This is a genomic window from Phaeovulum sp., from assembly GCF_030684035.1.
Lineage (GTDB): Bacteria > Pseudomonadota > Alphaproteobacteria > Rhodobacterales > Rhodobacteraceae > UBA6213.
Window position 1 is genome coordinate 43827 of the sequence record NZ_JAUXPI010000045.1, and the last position, 18491, is coordinate 62317.

Sequence of the window (18491 nt, forward strand, 5' to 3'; positions counted from 1 at the left end):
TGGCCCCGCAGGGACCGGCGTATAAGCTGTGCGAATGACGCCGGAGCCTTCCGGCGAGCCAAAGGGCGGGTGCATGCGGTTTCTGACACGAAGCTTGGTCGGGCTGTTCTTGATGGCGCTGACCGTCGGCGTGCTCGCCTATGCGGGATATCTGGTGAAAGCCGCGCTCGATCTGCGCCGCAACGCCGAATCGCGCCCACGCCCGGTGCAGGAGCGGGTTTTCACCGCCAATGTGGTAACCGCGAACGCCCGGACCATCACCCCCTCGCTGATCGCCTTTGGCGAAGTGCAAAGCCGCCGCAGCCTGCAACTGCGCGCGCCCAGCGCAGGCCAGATACTTGATCTGGCACCGAACTTCGAGGAAGGCGCGCGGGTGCAGGCGGGTCAGCTTTTGGTTCAGATCAACCCGACCGAGGCCGAGCGCGCCCGCGATGTGCAGCGCGCGGCACTTGCCGATGCCGAAGGCGCGCTTGCCGCGGCAACCCGGGCGGTGGCGATTGCCGAGGATGATCTTGGCGTCGCCGAGCAACAGGCGCAATTGCGCGAACAGGCGCTGGACCGGCAGCGCACCATTACCGAGGGCGGCTTTGGCACCGCGACTGCGATCGAGACCGCCGAGCTGGCGGCGATTTCGGCGCGCCAGGCGGTGCTCGGGAAACGCTCGCAACTGTCGCAGGCGCAGACCCAGGCCGACCAGGCCCGCAATACCGTCGAGCGGCAGACGATTGCCTTGGCCGAAGCCGAGCGAAAGCTTGCCAACACCCGGCTGGTGGCCGAGTTCGACGGCCTGCTTTCAGGCGTTTCGGCGGTGACCGGTGGGCTGGTGAACAACAACGAAATGCTGGGAACCCTGATTGACCCAGCCTCGCTGGAAGTATCGTTTCGCATCTCGACCACGCAATTCGCGCGTTTCCTTGATGCCGATGGTGTGCTCACCCCGGCCCGCGCCGAGGTGCTGCTGGAGGTTTCCGGCACCCCGATCAGCGCCACCGCGCGGCTTGGCCGGGTTGGTGCCGTGGTTGGCGAGGGGCAGACCGGGCGGCTGGTCTTTGCACAGATCGAGGCCGGGTCGGCGGGCTTCCGGCAGGGCGATTTCGTCACCCTCCGGATCGAGGAACCGCCGCTTGAAAGCGTGATCGAGCTGCCTGCGGCGGCGGTTGATGCCGTGGGGCGGGTGCTTGTGCTTGGTGTCGATGACCGGCTTGAGGAAATTGCCACCGAGGTGTTGCGCCGTCAGGGCGATACGGTGATCGTGCGTGCCGCTGCGCTGGACGGGCGCGAGGTGGTGGCGGCGCGCTCGCCGCTGCTTGGTGCCGGGCTGAAGGTGCGCGCGCTGCGCCCCGGCGCGGCAGCGCAGGAGCCCACCGTGGCACCGCTTGCCGCGGGGTCGGGTGGCGGCAGCCGCCCACCCGCGACCAGCGGCGAAATGGTCAAGCTGAGCACCGAGCGGCGCGAAAAGCTCATCGCATATGTGGAATCGAACGCCGGAATGTCACCCGAGGCCAAGGCGCGCAACATCAGCCAGTTGCAGGCGGAAGAAGTGCCCTTGCAGGTGGTCGAGCGGCTCGAACAGCGGATGGGGGGCTAGGCAATGGTGGCAGGGCGCGAACATGTAGCCAGCGCTGCGCGCGGTGTGCTTTCCTACTTCACCCGGCACAAGACGCTCGCCAACATCGTGCTGGTCATCATGATCGGCGCGGGTATCTACGCGCTGCCCCGTATGCGTTCGCAAACCTTCCCCGATACCGTGGTGCAGAACGTCAACGTTTCGGTTGCATGGTCCGGTGCCGGGGCGGATGAGGTTGACCGCGCCATTGTGCAGGTGCTTGAACCTTCGCTGCTGGTGGTCGAAGGGGTGAAAAGCTCGACTTCGCGTTCCTCTGAAGGCAGCGCGCGCATCGCGCTTGAGTTCGAGCCGGGATGGGACATGAGCCGCGCCGAAGCCGATGTGAAAACCGCGCTGACGCAAGCGGGAAGCCTGCCCGACGACGCCGATGAGCCCAAGGTGGCGCGCGGCGTCTGGCGCGAGACGGTTACCGATGTGGTCATTACCGGGCCGCTGCCGGTGGAGCAGCTCGGGCGGCTGGCCGACGAGCTCGTAACCCGGCTTTATGCGGTGGGCGTTACCCGCACCTCGGTGCAGGGCTATGCCGCGCCGCGCACGATCGTCGAGCTTTCGACCGCGCAGATGATCCGCCACAACGTAACCATGTCGGAAATTTCCAACCTGATCGGCACCGAAAGCGCCACCGCCCCTGCGGGCGAGCTGGCATCGGGGGGCGCGCGGGTGCGCACCGGGGTCGAAAAGCGCGACGCGAGCGAAATTGCGGCGCTGGTGCTGCGATCCAATGCCGATGGCTCGAAACTGACCATAGGTGATGTCGCAACCATCTATGTTGAGGGCGCAGACCGCGCCCGCGCCTTCTACGTTGGCCCGAACCCGGCGATGACGGTGAACGTTTCGCGCTCCGACACCGGTGATGCGGTGGCGATTCAGCGGCAGGTGGAAGAGGTCGCGGCAACGATGGCGCTCAGCCTTCCCGAAGGGGTGAAGATCGACCTGATCCGCACCCGGTCCGAGGAAATCACCGCGCGCATCAACCTCTTGGTGTCGAACGGCTCGCAGGGGCTCGCGCTGGTGATGCTGATGCTCTTTCTGTTCCTCAATGCGCGCACCGCGCTTTGGGTGGCGGCGGGTATTCCGGTGGCGATGCTGGCCGCGGTTGCGGCGATGCACTTCGCTGGCATGACGCTGAACCAGATTTCCATCTTCGCCCTGATCATCACGCTCGGCATTGTGGTTGATGATGCAATCGTGGTCGGCGAACACGCCGATTTTCGCGTCAGGCACCTGAACGAACCCCCTGTCGAGGCGGCAGAGAATGCCGCGCGGCGGATGGCGGCACCGGTGCTGGCCTCGTCGATCACCACGATCATCGCTTTTGCCGGGCTGATGATCATTGGCGGTCGGATGGGCAGCATGATTGCCGACATACCGTTTACCGTCATCGCCGTGCTGGCGGCGTCGCTGATTGAATGCTTCCTGATTCTGCCCAACCATATGGCCCACGCGCTCACCCATGCGGCGAAGGAAAGCTGGTATGACCTGCCCTCGCGTCTGGTGAACCGGGGTTTTGACTGGATGCGGTTCACCCTGGTCCGCCCGTTGAGCGCGCTCGTCATCCGCCTGCGCTATCCGGTGCTGGCGGCAATGCTGCTGCTGCTTGCCTATCAGATGACCTTCCTGATTTCCGGCCGCGTGCAGTGGCGGTTCTTCAACGGTCCCGAACAGGCCTCGGTTTCGGTGAACTTCTCGATGCTGCCGGGGGCGAGCCGCAATGACACGCGCGAAATGCTCGACATGCTGCAAGCGGCGGCGCAGGCGACGGGCGCGCAATTTGCCGCGCAATATGGCCCCAACCCGGTGAAATACGTGCTTGGCGAAATCGGCGGCAATTCGGGCCGGGCGCTCGCGGGTGCCGACACCAAGGACCCCGATCAGCTTGGCGGAGTTTCGGTCGAGCTGATCGACCGCGACCTTCGGCCCTATTCAGCGCCCGAGTTCATCGCCGCGATGCAGGCGCTTACCCCGCGCCACCCGATGGTGGAGGAACTGAGCTTCCGGGGTTTCCGTGGCGGGCCGGGGGGCGACAGCATTTCGGTGCAGTTTTCCGGTGCCGAGGTCGAGAACCTCAAGGCTGCCGCCGAGGCGCTGAAAACCGCGCTTTCGGCCTATCCCGAAGCTTCGGCGCTGGAAGACAGCCTTGCCTATGACAAGGAAGAACTGATCCTTGAACTCACCCCGCAGGGGCAGGCGCTCGGCTTTACCATCGAGGGGCTTGGCCGCGAGTTGCGGCTGCGGATGAACGGCATCGAAGCGGCAAGCTTCCCCGACGGCCCACGCAGCGCCTCGATCCGGGTGCAGGTGCCGAAATCGGAATTGGCCGATGATTTTGTCGAAAGCATGCAGCTTCGTACCCCCAAGGGCGAATGGGCGATGCTGTCGGACATTGTGCATGTCTCCAGCCGTTCTGGCTTTACCACGGTGCGGCGCGAAGACGGATTGCGGCTGGTTTCGGTGACCGGCGAGTTGTCCGAGGACAACCCCGACCGCGCCACCGAGATCACCGAAGAAATGGTCAGCGTGATCTTGCCGCGCATTGCCGAGGATTATGGCGTGACCTGGCGCAGGTCGGGCCTTGCGCAACAGCAGCAGGAATTTTTCGGCGATGCCCTGCTGGGGCTGATCATGTGCCTTGTCGGCATCTACATTGCGCTGGCCTGGATCTTTTCAAGCTGGACCCGCCCGGTGGTGGTGATGGCGGTCATTCCCTTCGGGCTGATCGGCGCGATCTGGGGGCACTACCTCTGGGGCATGCCGATGTCGATGTTCTCGGTTGTAGGCATGATCGGGATGTCGGGCATCATCATCAACGACTCGATCGTTCTGGTCAGCACGGTTGATGAATACGCGGCGCGGCGCGGGCTGGTTCCGGCGATCATTGATGCGGTGTCGGACCGGCTGCGCCCGGTATTCCTGACCACCGCCACCACCGTGCTTGGCCTCGCGCCGGTGCTTTATGCGCAGTCGAATGCGGCGCTGTTCCTGAAGCCGACGGTCATAACACTGTGCTACGGGCTTGGCTTCGGCATGGTGCTGGTGCTGGTTCTGGTGCCCGCGCTGCTTGCGGTGCAGCAAGATTTTGCGCGCCAGCTTCAGGCGCTCCGGCGCGGCCTGCGGGCACCGCGGCTGCGGGTTGTGCTGGGTCTGGTGGTGCTGTCGCTGGCCGCGGCTTTTGCCGCGACGCTGGGGCGGGCACTGCTGGCGGATGCGGGCGTGGTGCAGGCGCTCGGTCAGTTCGCGGCGGCGGCGCTGGCGGTGGTGGTGCTGGCAACGCTGCTTGCACCGCTCGCGCTGCGCGGCCTGCGTCGGCGCTCGGTCAGATTGGGCAGCCGCTGATTTCGACCGCGCGGCTGCCGCCAAGCACGGTTATCAGAAGATCACGCCGCTCCAGATCGAACGGCCGCGAATCGTAGGGCACGATCTCGACCATCGAGGTCAGCACGTCGCCCTCGCGGCTGTTGACCGATTCCGACACCCAAGACGAAACGCCGGCAAGCTCGAACAGCGCGATTTCCCGCGGACCGAGCCTTGGCATCTCGATTTTCGCGGTAACGCGCATCCCATCAAGCACCGGCTCGATCTCGCAATGCGCGATGCCGGTGCGTATTTCCGGCAGTGCCGCAATCGCGGCGATGATATCGGGGGTGGCTTCACCCGGACCCCGCAGCAGATTCTGGACATTCACCAGCACCGGCACACAGATTTCACGGCAGATGCCGAACGAGATTTCGGCCGCCAGCCAGACATCCTGCGTGGGATCGGCTGGCACCACCTCGATCGGCAGGATCATTTCGTGGGCGTAGCCGATGGTGCGCAGGCCCCCGCTTTCAAAAACCTGCGGAGTCGGCCAGTGGATGGTGATTTCCGCTGCGTTGGCGGAGCCGCGCCAGTTCCAATCGGGGGGAATCCCTGCATCGCCGGGCGCGCGCCAGTAGGTTTTCCAGCCGTCTTCCAGCCGCACCCGCAGCGCCGTCATCTGGGTTCCCTGATCGGTCCGCCAGCTTCCGACAAGTTCGGCGCTGACGAAGCCGGGCATCCAGGACTGTGCAACTGTCACTTGCGGTAGGCCGAGGCCAAGCGCGAGGCTGGCAAGCAGGGAGAGGCGCGAATTCATGGCATCGGAGTAACGCCGGGCAAGGGCGGTGAAAAGTCACAAGTGCGACACTGGCCGGGCGCTGCGGCGGGCCGGGCTGAAGCGGGGCCTTGCGCGGGGCTGCGGGGCGGGCGAAGGTTGGGCAAGCCAACCAGGGAAACCGCATGGATCTTACGGGAATGCTGCTCATCGCCATGCCGGGCATGGGTGATCCGCGCTTCGCACACGCGGTGGTGCTGGTCTGCGCCCATTCAGCGCAGGGCGCAATGGGGCTGGTTGTCAACAAGCCTGCGGCACCGGGGGTGGGCTGGGCGGTTCTGGCCGAGCAACTCGGGCTGGCCGTGGACGCGGGCGTCACCGGGGCCGGGGTGTCGGTTCAGTTCGGCGGTCCGGTGGAGCCGGGGCGCGGCTTTGTGCTGCATTCGCCGGATTGGCGCGTGGACAGGCCGCCGTTACCGCAGGTGGTGCCGGGGGTGGTGCTGACCTCGACCCGCGACATTCTGGAAGACATTGCCGCCGGGCGCGGCCCGGAGCGCGCCCTGCTGGCGCTTGGCTATGCGGGCTGGGGGCCGGGGCAACTGGAAGCCGAAATCGGGGCCAACGGCTGGCTGACCGGCGCGGGCGATGCCGAACTCGTGCTCGGTGTCGCAAACCTGAAGAAATGGGACGCGGCGCTGCGCCGGCTGGGGGTTGACCCGCTGTCGCTTTCCGCCGCCGCCGGGCGGGCCTGACCGTCCTTCCACGCTTGAAAACCCGTAACGCATTGGAAACGAACACGATGCGGCGTGGCTATCAGGGATTGGTCAAGTACTGCCCGAGGCGCTGGTGTAAAACCGCCCGGCTGGCGAAAGGGTGAAGATTTCGCCGCCGGTGGCGGTGACCCCGATCGAATGTTCAAACTGCGCGGAAAGGCTCTTGTCGCGCGTCACCGCGGTCCAGTCATCGGCGAGCACCTTGGTTTCGGGGCGACCGAGGTTCACCATCGGTTCGATGGTGAAGAACATCCCCTCTTCCAGCACCGGGCCGGTGCCGGGGCGGCCATAGTGCAGCACGTTCGGCGGCGCGTGGAACACCCGGCCCAGCCCGTGGCCGCAGAAATCGCGCACCACGCTCATCCGGTTGGCCTCGACATGGGCCTGAATCGCGGCCCCGATATCGCCGAAGGTGTTGCCCGGCCTTACCGCCGCAATGCCAAGCATCAGCGCCTCGTGGGTTACCTCGATCAGCCGCGCCGACTTGCGGCTGGGGTTCCCCGCCACATACATGCGCGAGGTGTCGCCAAACCAGCCATCGAGGATCACCGTCACGTCGATGTTGAGGATGTCGCCATCTTTCAGCAGTTTTGCACCGGGAATGCCGTGGCAAACCACATGGTTGACCGAAATGCAGCTGGCGTGGCGGTAGCCGCGATAGCCGATGGTGGCGGAAACCGCGCCAAGCGCCTCGACCCGGTTGCGGATAAAATCGTCAATCGCCGCGGTGGTGGTGCCGGGGGTCACCAGCGGCCCGACCTCGTCAAGAATCTCCGCCGCCGTCCGGCCAGCCGCGTGCATTCCGGCAAAATCGGCGTCTTCGTAAATGCGGATGCCGTCTTTGGTCATGCGGCCACGGGTTTGGTGCACGTCGCGCTCTCCTGCCTGATGCGCGCCCTAGTTAGTCACAAAATACCGGTTTGGCCAGTGTCGGGCTTTTCGGCGCGCGGTGGTCGCCCTATACCATGGCCAACACGAGGAGCTTTCATGCCCAACCCGACCGCCGCGGCGCTGATAATCGGTGACGAAATCCTGACCGGGCGCACCCGCGAGGGCAATGGCTTTTATCTGGCGGGAGAGCTTGCCAAGGCGGGAATCGCGCTGCGCGAGATCCGGGTGGTGGCAGACGATCATGCCGCGATCGTGGCGGCGGTACAGGCCCTGAGCGGCGCGCATGACCATGTATTCACCTCGGGCGGCATTGGCCCGACGCATGACGACATTACCGCCGACGCGGTGGCCGAGGCTTTCGGCGCGGCGATTGATGTGCGCGAGGATGCGCGCGCAATTCTTGCTGCCTATTACGCGGCGCGGGGGGTGGAGTTCAACGCCGCGCGGCTGCGCATGGCACGGATACCCGCAGGGGCAAGGCTGATCGAAAACCCGGTTTCCGCCGCGCCCGGCTTCAGCATCGGCAACTGCCATGTGCTGGCGGGGGTGCCGAACATCTTTCAGGCAATGGTGGCCTCGGTCTTGCCGCTACTGGCCGCTGGCGCGCCGCTGATCACGCAGAGCCTGCGGCTGATGCGGCCCGAAGCCGCGGTGGCCGAGGCATTCGGGGCGCTGGCGGCGGCATGGCCCGACCTTGCGATGGGCTCTTATCCCTTCGTGCAGGAGGGGGCGTTTGGCACCAATCTGGTGATCCGTGGCACCGACCCGGCCCGGGTCGCGGCCGCCTTCGCAGCGCTGGTCGCGCTTTTTCCGGAGGGGCGATGAGCGCGGAACTGTTCGCGGTGATCGATGCGACATGGCCGGCGCGGGCACTGCACCGGGCCGGGGCGTTCGTGGTGCGCGAAGGGCAGGGCGGCGGCAAGCGGGTTTCGGCGGCGAGCGCGAAAGGCCCGTGGACCGGGGCCGATATCGAAGCGGCCACAGCCACCCATGCGCGGCTTGGGCAGCCCGCGCTGTTCATGATCCGGCCCGGCGAGGCGGCGCTTGATGCGGCACTTGCGGCGCGCGGGTTCAGTGTCATCGACCCGGTCGTGGTTCTCGCCGCACCGGTGGCGGCGCTTGCCACCGAGCGGCCGCCGCCGATCACCACCTTTTGCCTCTGGCCGCCCCTGGCGATCATGCGCGAGATCTGGGCCGAGGGTGGCATCGGAGCCGGGCGGCAGGCGGTGATGGAGCGCGCGCCGGGGCCGAAATGCGCCGTGCTGGGGCGCATCGAGGACCGCGCTGCGGGCGCGGGCTTTGTCGGCATTCACGCGGGCGTGGCGATGCTGCACGCCTTTCATGTGCTGCCGGTGCTGCGCCGCCGGGGCCTCGCGCGCCAGATGCTGCGCGAAGCGGCGTTCTGGGCGGCGGACAATGGGGCCGAGACGCTGGCGCTGGTGGTGACGCGCGCAAATGCCGGGGCGCTGGCGCTTTATGGCGGCGTCGGCATGGCCGAGGTCGAGGGGTATCACTATCGCATCGCGCCGGGGGCGGCGTGATGGCGGCGCGGGCGGGTCTGCTGCTGGTGCTTGCCGCCTGCCTTGCCGCCCCGGCACCGCTTGCCGCCGAAATTGCCCTGCGTCTGCCTGCGAACGCCGAAAGCACCGCTGTGCGGGTTGACCCGCTGGCGAGCTATGCGCTGCCGGTCAGCGCGTGGCGTAGCGGCGAACTTCGCCTGCTGGCGCTGGAGGGGCGGCTCAGCCAGGCCGCATGGCGGCTGCGCGACAGCCCCGAAAGCAGCTTGCAGATCTTGCAGGGGCTGCGCGCGCAGATCCTTGCGGCGGGCTACCAGGTCTTGTTCGAATGCGAGACAGACGGCTGCGGCGGTTTTGATTTCCGTTTTGCCATGAAGCTTCTGCCCGAGCCGGAAATGCATGTGGATCTGGGCGATTTTCGCTATCTTGCGGCGGTGCATGGCGACGGGCCGGGGGCCGAGCATCTGGCGCTGGTGGTCAGCCGCTCGACCGCGTCGGGCTTCGTGCACCTGACGCAGGTCTATCCGGCGACCGGAGCGGCGGATGCGCCGGGCGGCACCGAGCCCATGACCGCGCCGGTCGAGGTTGGACCGCTGGCGCTGCTGGAAGGCGTGGAGGCCCCGACCGCCGAGGTCGCGGCACTTGCGGCGCGGCTGGAAACCTCGGGCAGCGCCGCGCTTGACGATCTTGCCTTCGAGACCGGCTCGGCGGTGCTGAGCCCCGGCGGCTACCCGTCGCTGGCCGTGCTTGCGGCGTATCTGGCGGCCAACCCTTCGCGGCGGGTGGCGCTGGTCGGGCATACCGATGCGGTGGGCGGGCTTGATGCCAATATCGCGCTGTCGCGCAAGCGGGCCGAGGCGGTGCGGGTGCGGCTGATCGAGGCGCATGGGGTGAACCCGGCGCAGATCAGCGCCGAGGGTGCCGGATGGCTTGCGCCGCGCGCCTCGAACCTGACCGCTGCGGGACGCGCGCTGAACAGAAGGGTCGAGGTGGTTCTCACCTCGACCTGAGTGGCTGCCCGAGGGGAGCGGGCAGCGGGGAGGATCGGTTGCCGGGGGCTACCAGTTGTCGGGGCCCTTGTCGGCGAAGGTCTGTGCCAGAAAGTCGATGAAGGCGCGCACCTTGGGCTGGGTAAAGCGGCCCGGTGGATAGACCGCGTAGATACCCAGTGTTTCCATCGGCAGGCCCGGCATTGCCTCTTCGACAAGGCCCTGTTTCATCGCTTCGGCATAAAGAAAGCTGGGCAGGTAGGCGATGCCCAGACCCGCAGCGGCGGCGTGCAGCAGGCTTTGGCCATCGTTGACCGTAAGCCAGCCCGCCGAGCGCACCTGCCGCCGCTCGCCCGAGGGCGCGGTGATCTTCCAGACGTTGCCGGCGGCCTGGTTCGAGTAATGCAGCAGCTTGTGAGTGTTCAGATCGTCGATCTTTTGCGGATGGCCGTATTTGGCGAAATAGGCAGGCGCGCCGATCATCCGCTTGGCGGTTTCTGTCAGCTTGCGGGCGCGCAGCGTGCTGTCTTCCAGCTCGCCGACCCGGATCGCCATGTCGAAACCTTCCGAGATGAGCTCCACATAGCGGTTGTTCAGCACCATGTTCACGGTGATGTCGGGAAATTCCTGCAAGAAGTTGCCAAGCACCGGCGAGAGCAGGTTGACGCCGAAATCGGTGGCCACCGAAATGCGCAAGAGCCCCGAGGGCGCGATCTGCATCGAGGTGACCAACGCATCGGCTTCGCCCGCGTCGTTGAGCACGCGGCGGGCGCGGTCGTAATAGGCCAGACCGATCTCGGTGGGGCTGACGCGCCGGGTGGTGCGGTTCAAGAGCCGCGCCCCGAGTCGCGCTTCCAGCGCCGAGACATGCTTGGACACGGCTGACTTCGAAATCCCCATTTTCTTCGCGGCATCGGTAAAGCCTCCCTGATCCACGACGGTGGCGAAGGCTTCCATTTCGGTCAGTCGATCCATTGTACACCCATTCGTAACAGTACGCGCTTGCCTCGGGTATCGACGCCAATTCGGGCGCAAATGGGGCTTGGGCGGGACAATGGCGGGGAATTTGGCGCATGACGGCGGGTCGCGCGCCTTCGCGGCGGTGCAGGGGGGCGCTGCCCCCCCGGCCCTGCGGGCCTCCCCCCGGGGTATTTTCGCGAAGGAGAATGCAGGGGCCGTGACGCCGCGTTGGGGGTGACAAGCAAGCGGGCACCGGGCAGGTTCGAAAGGAATTCGGGAGGACGCCATGAGCCCTTATGCGCAGATGCTTTCGCCGCTTGATCTTGGCCATGTCGTGTTGCCCAACCGCGTGCTGATGGGCAGCATGCACACCGGGCTGGAAGAAACCGGCGACTGGAACCGGGTGGCCGAATTCTACGCCGAGCGGGCGCGCGGCGGCGTTGGCCTGATGGTGACCGGGGGCATGGCACCAAACCGCGAGGGCGGGGTGTTTCCCGGTGCGGCCGGGCTGTTCACGCCCGCCGACATTGCCAACCACCGGCGGGTGACGGACCGGGTGCATGCAGCGGGCGGGCGCATTGCCATGCAGATCCTGCATGCCGGGCGCTATGCCTACGGGCCGGAATGTGTTTCCGCCTCGGCGGTGAAGTCGCCGATTTCACCGTTTCAGCCGCGTGCGCTGGACGAGACGGGGATCGAGAAACAGATATCCGACATCGTCACCGCCGCGGCCCGCGCCCGCGAGGCGGGCTATGACGGGGTCGAGGTGATGGGCTCCGAGGGTTATTTCCTCAACCAGTTTCTGGTGCGCCATGTGAACCGCCGCGACGACCGCTGGGGCGGGTCTTACGAAAACCGGATGCGACTGCCGGTCGAGGTGGTGGCGCGGGTGCGCGCCGCGGTGGGGCGTGATTTCATTCTGATCTACCGCATCAGCCTGATTGACCTCGTGCCCGATGGCTCCAGCTGGGCCGAGGTGGTGCAACTGGCGCGTGCCATCGAGGCGGCGGGGGCGAGTCTCTTGAACACCGGCATCGGCTGGCACGAGGCGCGGGTTCCCACCATTGCCACCTCGGTGCCGCGCGCAGCCTTCACCTGGCTGACCGCGCGGCTGCGCCCAGAGGTGGGGATTCCGGTGATCGCCTCGAACCGGATCAACACGCCCGAGCTGGCCGAGAGCATTCTGGCAAGCGGCCAGGCCGATATGGTTTCGATGGCGCGGCCGTTTCTGGCCGACCCCGATTTCGTCGCCAAGGCGGCGGCGGGGCGGGCGGACGAGATTGCCCCCTGCATCGCCTGCAATCAGGCCTGCCTTGACCATACCTTTTCGGGAAAGATTTCCTCGTGCCTCGTCAACCCGCGCGCCGGGCATGAAACCGAGTTACCCGTTACTCCCGCCGCCGTGCCCAAGGCAATTGCGGTGGTGGGGGCAGGCCCGGCGGGCATGGCGGCGGCGATCACCGCCGCCGGACGCGGCCACCGGGTGACCCTGTTCGAACGCGCCGCCGAGATCGGCGGCCAGTTGACGCTGGCCCGCGAGGTGCCGGGCAAAGAGGAGTTCCGCGGCCTGGTGGGCTGGTTTGCCACCATGATCGCGCGTTCCGGGGTCACGCTCCGGCTCGGCACCGAGGCGGTGCCCGCGGCGCTGGCGGGGTTTGACGAGGTCATCATTGCCACCGGCGTCAGTGCCCGCGACCCCGGCATTGCCACCGACCCCCGGGCCTCGGTACTTGGCTACGCCGAGGTGCTGCGCGGCGCCAGGGTGGGGGCGCGGGTTGCCATTGTCGGGGCTGGCGGGATCGGCTTTGACGTGGCGGAATACCTCACCCAATCGGGCGAAAGCGCCACGCTCCACCCGGCGGAATGGCGGCGCGAATGGGGTGTGGGCGATCCTGCGCTGAGCCCCGGCGGGCTGGCGGAGCCTGCGCCCGCGGCCCCGGCGCGCGCGGTCACCCTGTTGCAACGCAAGCCCGAGAAGCCGGGGCGCAAGCTTGGCAAGACCACCGGCTGGATCCACCGCGCGCAGCTGGCGGCGCGGGGGGTGAAGATGCTGGGTGGCGTGAACTACGAGCGGATTGCGCCCGAGGGGCTGCATGTCAGCTTCGGTGCTGCGCGCGAAAACCCGACGCTGATCGAGGCCGACGCCGTGGTGCTTTGCGCCGGTCAGACCTCGAACCGCGGCCTCGCCGAGGCGCTCGCAGCGCTCGGTCGCCCCTGCCATATCATCGGCGGGGCCGATGTGGCGGGCGAACTGGATGCAAAACGGGCCATCGACCAGGGCACCCGCCTCGCACTTTCGCTTTAGGCTTCTTCAACGCCCAAATACCCCACGGGGGTGCGGGGGTGTGAAACCCCCGCCGCGCCGGCCGATCAGCTGCCCGATTCGAGGCAATGGCGGCGGAAGGCGCGTTTGAGCATGTCTAGCTCGGCGCGCAAGAGGTCAATCTCGGTGCGCAGGTCATCTTCCAGCGGCACTCCGGCGATGATCGAGAAATGCGCCAGAACTTCGCCGCTCGGGGCGTCGGTCAGCAGAAAGGTCTGCACGCCATCGTTCAGCACCTCGGGCGGGATCGGCAGGCTGAGCCGCCAGCGACCGAGGCCGTCAGCCACCGCAACCAGACCTGGAAGCGATCGTTCCAGATGACTGACCGCAAGCCCGGCGGCATCGGGACCAAGCAGCAGCGCCTCCCAGCGACCGGCGCGGATGCGCTGCATTTCCAGCAAATAGCTCATGGCACCCCTCACAAATCGGCGCGCGGGCGGCGCGACAGGGTCAGATCACGAATCACGATCTGGTTCATTTCGGGGCCTTCGAAGATCAGGTCGATCCAGGCCTTGTCCACCCGCTTTTCGTTCATCTTGGTATAGGCGAGATCGAACTCGACCCAGGTATCTGCTTGCTGCAGCGGCAGCTCGCGCACCAGTTGTTCGGTGTTCGGGCCGCTGCGGATGTTGAGTCGGGCAAAGATTTCCAGTGGTTTCTCGACCTCGACCAGGCAGTCGAGCCGGATCAGGTGGTTGCGCCGCAGCCCCTGCACCGCCTCGGATGGCAGATCGAGCACCAGCGACAGGAACGAGCCATCGAAGTGGAACACATCGAGCCGCAGCCCATAGGGCGCAAGGTCGGTTTCGCGGCGGTTGCGAATCTGGTGCGCGGTCAGTTCGCTTGTCGTGCAGTCGTGGAATACGGTCGCTTCATCGCCAAGCATGGCGCGGCTGGCAAGGCCCGAATGCCCGACCGGCACCACCGGGCCGCGCCAAAGCGCGGGCCGCCAGGCCCAATCGGCACCAAGCGGGCGGCGGATCGCATCTGATCCGATCAGCGGCAGGGTCAGGCGCGCATCGGCCACATGCAGCAGCCGGTCGATCTCGCGGCGGGTCTGCACCGCATCGTCGCGCAGGCTGCGCAACAGGCCAAGCCGCATCTGGCTGGCAAGCCGCGATGCGCGGCGCCAGCGCGCCAGCGCGCGGCGTTGCAGCAGGCGGTCTAGGTAAGTCTGGCTTCTGGTATCCATGGTGGCCCGGTGAACGCGCAATCGTTACGCTTGCGGAAACAGTTAGCCCAAATCGTTTCAAATGCGCAAACAGCGCAAGAGGAAAATTGCCCATCCTTGTCGATCGGACCGAGGCAGGCGGCCTCAGCCGGACGCAGCCTGCGCATTTGCCGCCCTGAGCGCTGCGGCAAAGTCGGTTGCCAACATCTTCATCGTGGTGGAGTTGAGCGGCTCATCGGCAAGCCCGAGCACGGTCAGCGAGACGATTCGGCCGCGGATTTCCATCAATCCGCGCCAGGATCGCGCCTGCACCCGATTGGCACCCGAAGCTGCGGTGTCGGTCAACTCGATCAGCAGCACATCGCCCGCAATCTGGCTGCGCACCACCTTGACCGTCGCCGCGTTGCCGCTGCGCGAAAGTGCCGCACGCCCGGCTTCGGAGCGGAAGTAGGTTTCAAGCTGCTTGAATGATTTGGCCAGCGGCGCGGCACCCGGGGTTGCGGCGGTGACCGAAGCGGTCAACACCGCCTTGGCAGGCGGGCGCTCGGCCGTGGTGCTGTGCGAAAGCGAGGCGCAGCTGCCGAGCAGCACGAAGGCATCTGTTCCCGCCTCATGGCTTTGCGCGGTGTCGATGCAGAACCCGCGCGGTCCGGCAATGACCGGGCCGCCAGAGCTGAGCGCCAGCGTGGCGGGTGCCTGGCCGCCACCGAAGGACATTGCGCAGCCAGCGCCGGCAAGGCAAGCCGCGAGTGCCAGCGCCAGACGCACCTTACTGGTCCATGTAAACATGGGTTTCGGCTCTGGCACCCGGATGGGTGACCGCGCCAAAACGGGTCGGGCCGACAAGCTGCGCGTATTTCCAGACAGCGCCGGTGGCGTAATCGGTTTTGCGCGGGCCTTTCCAGTCTGCCTTGCGGGCAGCAAGTTCGGCATCGGACAGCGCCACCGATATTTCGCCCTTGATCGCGTCGATGGTGATGATGTCACCATCTTTCAGCAACGCGATCGGGCCGCCATGGGCCGCCTCGGGGCCGACATGGCCGACGCAGAAGCCGCGCGTGGCACCCGAAAAGCGGCCATCGGTGATGAGCGCCACCTTCTTGCCCATGCCCTGCCCGCTGAGCGCCGCCGTGGTGGAAAGCATTTCGCGCATGCCCGGCCCGCCTGCGGGGCCTTCGTTGCGGATGACCAGCACCTCGCCTTCCTTGTAGCTGCGCGCCTGCACCGCCTCGAAGGCGTCCTCTTCGCATTCATAGACCCGCGCGGGGCCGGTGAACACCTGTTGTGCGGGTGCCATGCCCGCGACCTTCACGATCGCGCCATCGGGGGCGATGTTGCCCTTGAGGCCGACCACACCGCCGGTAGCGGTGATCGGTGCCGAAACCGGGTAGATCACCTTGCCGTCAGGCTCGCCCCGGATCTGATCGAGTTCCTCGCCCATCGTGCGGCCCGAAGCGGTCATGCAATCGAGATGCATCAGCCCGGCCTTGGCGAGTTGCTTGAGCACCACCGGCACCCCGCCCGCTTCGTAAAGGTCCTTGGCCACATAATCGCCGCCGGGACGCAGGTTCACGAAATACGGGGTGTCGTGAAAAATGTCGCAGACATCGAAGAGGTCGAAATCGATGCCGATCTCGTTGGCGATGGCGGGAAGATGCAGCCCGGCATTGGTTGAACCGCCGGTTGCGGCAACCACGCGGGCGGCGTTTTCCAAAGCCTTGCGGGTAACGATATCGCGGGCGCGGATGTTCTTCTCGATCAGGTTCATCACCGCGACGCCGGTGGCATCGCAGAACTGATCGCGCGATTCGTAAGGTGCCGGGGCCCCTGACGAATTCAAAAGCGCAAGCCCGATCGCCTCGGATACGCAGGCCATGGTGTTGGCGGTGTACTGGCCGCCGCAGGCACCCGCCGAGGGGCAGGCCAGCTTTTCCAGAATCGCCAGTTCCGCATCGGACATCTTGCCTGCCGAATGCTGCCCGACCGCCTCGAACACATCCTGCACCACGATGTCGCGGCCATTGAGCCGACCCGGCAGGATCGAGCCACCGTAGATGAAGACCGAAGGCACGTTGAGCCGCACCATTGCCATCATCATGCCCGGCAGCGACTTGTCGCAGCCCGCGATCCCTACCAGAGCGTCGTAGCAATGCCCGCGCATGGTCAGTTCGACCGTATCGGCAATGGCATCGCGGCTGGGCAGCGACGAACGCATGCCCTCGTGCCCCATGGCAATACCGTCGGTGACGGTGATGGTGGTGAATTCGCGCGGCGTGCCGCCGCCCTTCTTGACACCCATCTTCACCGCCTGCGCCTGACGGTTGAGCGCGATGTTGCAGGGTGCCGCCTCGTTCCAGCAGGTGGCAACACCGACCCATGGCTGGTGAATTTCTTCCTCGGTGATGCCCATGGCGTAGAAATACGACCGGTGCGGCGCGCGCGAGGGGCCTTCGGTGACGTGGCGAGAGGGCAGGATTGATTTGTCGAAACGGCTGTTTTTCATCGGCTTGCTCCCGGAATTGCTTGCCCAAGGGCAATAATGCGCCGATGCGGGCGCGGCAAGGAAGATCGCATGGCAAAAGAATTGCTGGCCCGCTCTGGTGCGGTCGCGCCGCGAGAGGCGGCTTGCAGAGCGCGGGCGGCTGCAGCAGTCTGGCGGAATGCAAGAGGTGATCGGCAGAACCCGCGTCAGGCGCGACGACATCGATCCGGCCCGGGCAGAGGCGCTTGCGGCGCTGCTTGGGCGCGGGTTCGATGCGGCCGCGCCGCTGCCGCCCTTTGCGCATCAGCTGTATTTCTGGGACGCCCTTCCCGCAGCGGAACTGGGCCGCGATGGGCACCCGGCGCGGGGCGGGTTCATTCCCGACCTCGGGTTGCCACGGCGGATGTGGGCGGGTGGGCGGCTGGTGTTCGAGGCACCGCTTTATGCCGGGCAGCAGGCGGAAAAGACCACGGTGATCGAGGCGGTAACGCGCAAGCAGGGGCGAAGCGGGCAATTGGCTTTCGTGACCCTGCGCCACGCGATTGCGCAGCGGGGCAGGCTTTGCGTGACCGAGTGGCAGGATCTGGTTTACCGCGCCGATCCGCTGCCGGGGCAGGTGGTGCCCCCGGTGCCGCAGGCTCCCGCAGGCGGCGAAGTGATGCGTTTGCGGTTTTCGCCGGTGGAGCTTTTCCGCTATTCGGCGCTGACCCTGAACGGCCACCGCATTCACTATGACCGCGACTATGCGCGCGGGGTGGAGGGCTATGGCGGGCTGGTGGTGCACGGGCCGCTTCTGGCGCAATGGCTGATGCTGATCGCCGCCGAGGCGCTGGGCGGGTTGAAGCGGTTTTCCTTCCGGGGCGTTTCGGCGGCGCTCGAGGGCGAGGAGCTGCGCTTTTGCCGCGACGGTGGGCGGCTTTGGGTGGCCGCGCAGGACGGGCGGCTATGCATGACCGCCGAAGCGGAATAGGGGGCTTTCTGCCCCCTCTCGCGCGCCGGCGTGCGACCACCACCGAGGATATTTGGACCAGGGCAAGCGCAAAGGCTGTGCGTCTGGCGCGGCATCTGGACTTGCGCGCGCGGGGCGACTATCTCGGGGCGGTCATGGCAGAAAAATCTGATCCCAATTCCAAGACCATTGCCGAAAACCGCCGGGCGCGGTTCGACTATGCCATCGAGAGCGATCTTGAGGCGGGGATCATTCTGACCGGGTCCGAGGTGAAGTCGCTGCGGATCGGGCAGAGCAACATTGCCGAAAGCTATGCCTCGGTCGAGGGTGGCGAGCTGTGGCTGATCAACAGCTATATCGCGCCCTACATGCAGGCGGGGGTCTTTGGCCACGAGCCGAGGCGGCGGCGCAAGCTGCTGGTTTCGAAGCGGGAACTTTCGCGGCTCTGGAACGCGGTGGGGCGCGAAGGCATGACGATCGTGCCGATCGTGATGTATTTCAACGCGCGCGGCCGGGTAAAGCTGAAGCTCGGCATCGCCAAGGGCAAGAAGCTGGCCGACAAGCGCGCCACCGAGGCCAAGCGCGACTGGGACCGCCAGAAGGCGCGGATCATGAAGCGGGGCGGCTAGGGGCTCCGAGTCCCGGGGTTCCTCCGTGCAGGTTTTGCCGCTGCGACAATTTGTGAGATACTTTGCCCGCCAGCGGTCAGGGGCCACCCGTCGGCGCTGCAAAAAGGCCCC

General features: G+C 66.5%; 16 protein-coding genes. 9 read left to right on the forward strand and 7 right to left on the reverse strand.

The features are described from left to right. Window positions 1–73: 73 nt before the first annotated feature. Both Q8J98_RS10510 and Q8J98_RS10515 read left to right on the forward strand, forming a co-directional pair. Window positions 74–1588 (forward strand): efflux RND transporter periplasmic adaptor subunit, encoded by a 1515-nt coding sequence (locus tag Q8J98_RS10510; RefSeq protein WP_305294300.1) that lies wholly within the window; start codon window positions 74–76, stop codon window positions 1586–1588. Between the two features lie 3 nt (window positions 1589–1591). After that, window positions 1592–4960: an efflux RND transporter permease subunit gene (locus Q8J98_RS10515; protein WP_305294301.1), complete on the forward strand. Its 3369-nt coding sequence runs from the start codon at window positions 1592–1594 to the stop codon at window positions 4958–4960. On the opposite strand, the gene Q8J98_RS10520 is transcribed toward Q8J98_RS10515, so the two are convergent. Continuing rightward, entirely contained in the window at window positions 4941–5660 is a 720-nt protein-coding gene (locus Q8J98_RS10520) for a protein-disulfide reductase DsbD domain-containing protein (protein ID WP_305294302.1), read from the reverse strand. The two genes, Q8J98_RS10515 and Q8J98_RS10520, sit on opposite strands and share 20 nt — an antisense overlap. Window positions 5661–5881: 221 nt before the next feature. Here Q8J98_RS10520 and Q8J98_RS10525 point away from each other — a divergent pair, with 221 nt between their 5' ends. Beyond that, window positions 5882–6448: a YqgE/AlgH family protein gene (locus Q8J98_RS10525; protein WP_305294303.1), complete on the forward strand. Its 567-nt coding sequence runs from the start codon at window positions 5882–5884 to the stop codon at window positions 6446–6448. Between the two features lie 72 nt (window positions 6449–6520). Here the strand turns inward: Q8J98_RS10525 and map are convergent, their stop codons facing one another. Further along, entirely contained in the window at window positions 6521–7318 is a 798-nt protein-coding gene (map, locus tag Q8J98_RS10530) for a type I methionyl aminopeptidase (protein ID WP_370868080.1), read from the reverse strand. Between the two features lie 138 nt (window positions 7319–7456). Here map and Q8J98_RS10535 point away from each other — a divergent pair, with 138 nt between their 5' ends. The 3 genes from Q8J98_RS10535 to Q8J98_RS10545 are packed head-to-tail and all read left to right on the forward strand — an operon-like array spanning window position 7457 to window position 9887. Next, window positions 7457–8185 (forward strand): competence/damage-inducible protein A, encoded by a 729-nt coding sequence (locus Q8J98_RS10535; RefSeq protein ID WP_305294305.1) that lies wholly within the window; start codon window positions 7457–7459, stop codon window positions 8183–8185. Further along, complete coding sequence (locus Q8J98_RS10540; protein ID WP_305294306.1) at window positions 8182–8901, forward strand: N-acetyltransferase; 720 nt, start codon at window positions 8182–8184, stop codon at window positions 8899–8901. The genes Q8J98_RS10535 and Q8J98_RS10540 overlap by 4 nt, the downstream gene beginning before the upstream one ends. Next, window positions 8901–9887 carry an OmpA family protein gene (locus Q8J98_RS10545; RefSeq protein WP_305294307.1) on the forward strand — a complete coding sequence of 329 codons (987 nt, stop codon included), beginning with the start codon at window positions 8901–8903 and terminating at the stop codon, window positions 9885–9887. The genes Q8J98_RS10540 and Q8J98_RS10545 overlap by 1 nt, the downstream gene beginning before the upstream one ends. Window positions 9888–9935: 48 nt before the next feature. Here Q8J98_RS10545 and Q8J98_RS10550 read toward each other — a convergent pair whose 3' ends face one another. After that, on the reverse strand, window positions 9936–10841 hold the full coding sequence (locus tag Q8J98_RS10550; RefSeq protein WP_305184857.1) for a LysR family transcriptional regulator: 906 nt from the start codon (window positions 10839–10841) through the stop codon (window positions 9936–9938). A gap of 271 nt (window positions 10842–11112) precedes the next feature. Between Q8J98_RS10550 and Q8J98_RS10555 the strand changes: the two genes are divergently transcribed. Continuing rightward, the gene (locus tag Q8J98_RS10555) at window positions 11113–13131 is read left to right on the forward strand and encodes an FAD-dependent oxidoreductase (protein ID WP_305294308.1); all 2019 of its coding nucleotides are present in this window, start codon (window positions 11113–11115) and stop codon (window positions 13129–13131) included. Between the two features lie 65 nt (window positions 13132–13196). Here Q8J98_RS10555 and Q8J98_RS10560 read toward each other — a convergent pair whose 3' ends face one another. From Q8J98_RS10560 to ilvD, 4 genes are all read right to left on the reverse strand, one after another. Further along, the gene (locus Q8J98_RS10560) at window positions 13197–13559 is read right to left on the reverse strand and encodes a hypothetical protein (protein ID WP_305294309.1); all 363 of its coding nucleotides are present in this window, start codon (window positions 13557–13559) and stop codon (window positions 13197–13199) included. Window positions 13560–13567: 8 nt separating this feature from the next. After that, the gene (locus Q8J98_RS10565; RefSeq protein WP_305294310.1) at window positions 13568–14341 is read right to left on the reverse strand and encodes a DUF6478 family protein; all 774 of its coding nucleotides are present in this window, start codon (window positions 14339–14341) and stop codon (window positions 13568–13570) included. Between the two features lie 123 nt (window positions 14342–14464). Next, on the reverse strand, window positions 14465–15109 hold the full coding sequence (locus Q8J98_RS10570; protein WP_305294311.1) for a hypothetical protein: 645 nt from the start codon (window positions 15107–15109) through the stop codon (window positions 14465–14467). Next, the gene (gene ilvD, locus Q8J98_RS10575) at window positions 15090–16823 is read right to left on the reverse strand and encodes a dihydroxy-acid dehydratase (RefSeq protein ID WP_305294312.1); all 1734 of its coding nucleotides are present in this window, start codon (window positions 16821–16823) and stop codon (window positions 15090–15092) included. The genes Q8J98_RS10570 and ilvD overlap by 20 nt, the downstream gene beginning before the upstream one ends. Before the next feature lie 157 nt (window positions 16824–16980). Here ilvD and Q8J98_RS10580 point away from each other — a divergent pair, with 157 nt between their 5' ends. Continuing rightward, a complete protein-coding gene (locus tag Q8J98_RS10580) occupies window positions 16981–17772 on the forward strand; it encodes a MaoC family dehydratase N-terminal domain-containing protein (protein ID WP_305294313.1) in 792 nt (263 codons plus the stop codon). A gap of 134 nt (window positions 17773–17906) precedes the next feature. Further along, window positions 17907–18380, forward strand: a complete 474-nt coding sequence (smpB, locus tag Q8J98_RS10585; RefSeq protein ID WP_305294314.1) for an SsrA-binding protein SmpB — start codon at window positions 17907–17909, stop codon at window positions 18378–18380. Window positions 18381–18491 lie beyond the last annotated feature (111 nt).

What these genes read in the sequence shown, in the direction of transcription:
- Q8J98_RS10510 (WP_305294300.1), top strand. Translation starts at nt 74, where the DNA reads ATGCGGTTTCTGACACGAAGCTTGGTCGGGCTGTTCTTGATGGCGCTG.
- Q8J98_RS10515 (WP_305294301.1), top strand. Translation starts at nt 1,592, where the DNA reads ATGGTGGCAGGGCGCGAACATGTAGCCAGCGCTGCGCGCGGTGTGCTT.
- Q8J98_RS10520 (WP_305294302.1), bottom strand. Translation starts at nt 5,660, where the DNA reads ATGCCCGGCTTCGTCAGCGCCGAACTTGTCGGAAGCTGGCGGACCGAT.
- Q8J98_RS10525 (WP_305294303.1), top strand. Translation starts at nt 5,882, where the DNA reads ATGGATCTTACGGGAATGCTGCTCATCGCCATGCCGGGCATGGGTGAT.
- map (WP_370868080.1), bottom strand. Translation starts at nt 7,318, where the DNA reads ATGACCAAAGACGGCATCCGCATTTACGAAGACGCCGATTTTGCCGGA.
- Q8J98_RS10535 (WP_305294305.1), top strand. Translation starts at nt 7,457, where the DNA reads ATGCCCAACCCGACCGCCGCGGCGCTGATAATCGGTGACGAAATCCTG.
- Q8J98_RS10540 (WP_305294306.1), top strand. Translation starts at nt 8,182, where the DNA reads ATGAGCGCGGAACTGTTCGCGGTGATCGATGCGACATGGCCGGCGCGG.
- Q8J98_RS10545 (WP_305294307.1), top strand. Translation starts at nt 8,901, where the DNA reads ATGGCGGCGCGGGCGGGTCTGCTGCTGGTGCTTGCCGCCTGCCTTGCC.
- Q8J98_RS10550 (WP_305184857.1), bottom strand. Translation starts at nt 10,841, where the DNA reads ATGGATCGACTGACCGAAATGGAAGCCTTCGCCACCGTCGTGGATCAG.
- Q8J98_RS10555 (WP_305294308.1), top strand. Translation starts at nt 11,113, where the DNA reads ATGAGCCCTTATGCGCAGATGCTTTCGCCGCTTGATCTTGGCCATGTC.
- Q8J98_RS10560 (WP_305294309.1), bottom strand. Translation starts at nt 13,559, where the DNA reads ATGAGCTATTTGCTGGAAATGCAGCGCATCCGCGCCGGTCGCTGGGAG.
- Q8J98_RS10565 (WP_305294310.1), bottom strand. Translation starts at nt 14,341, where the DNA reads ATGGATACCAGAAGCCAGACTTACCTAGACCGCCTGCTGCAACGCCGC.
- Q8J98_RS10570 (WP_305294311.1), bottom strand. Translation starts at nt 15,109, where the DNA reads ATGTTTACATGGACCAGTAAGGTGCGTCTGGCGCTGGCACTCGCGGCT.
- ilvD (WP_305294312.1), bottom strand. Translation starts at nt 16,823, where the DNA reads ATGAAAAACAGCCGTTTCGACAAATCAATCCTGCCCTCTCGCCACGTC.
- Q8J98_RS10580 (WP_305294313.1), top strand. Translation starts at nt 16,981, where the DNA reads ATGCAAGAGGTGATCGGCAGAACCCGCGTCAGGCGCGACGACATCGAT.
- smpB (WP_305294314.1), top strand. Translation starts at nt 17,907, where the DNA reads ATGGCAGAAAAATCTGATCCCAATTCCAAGACCATTGCCGAAAACCGC.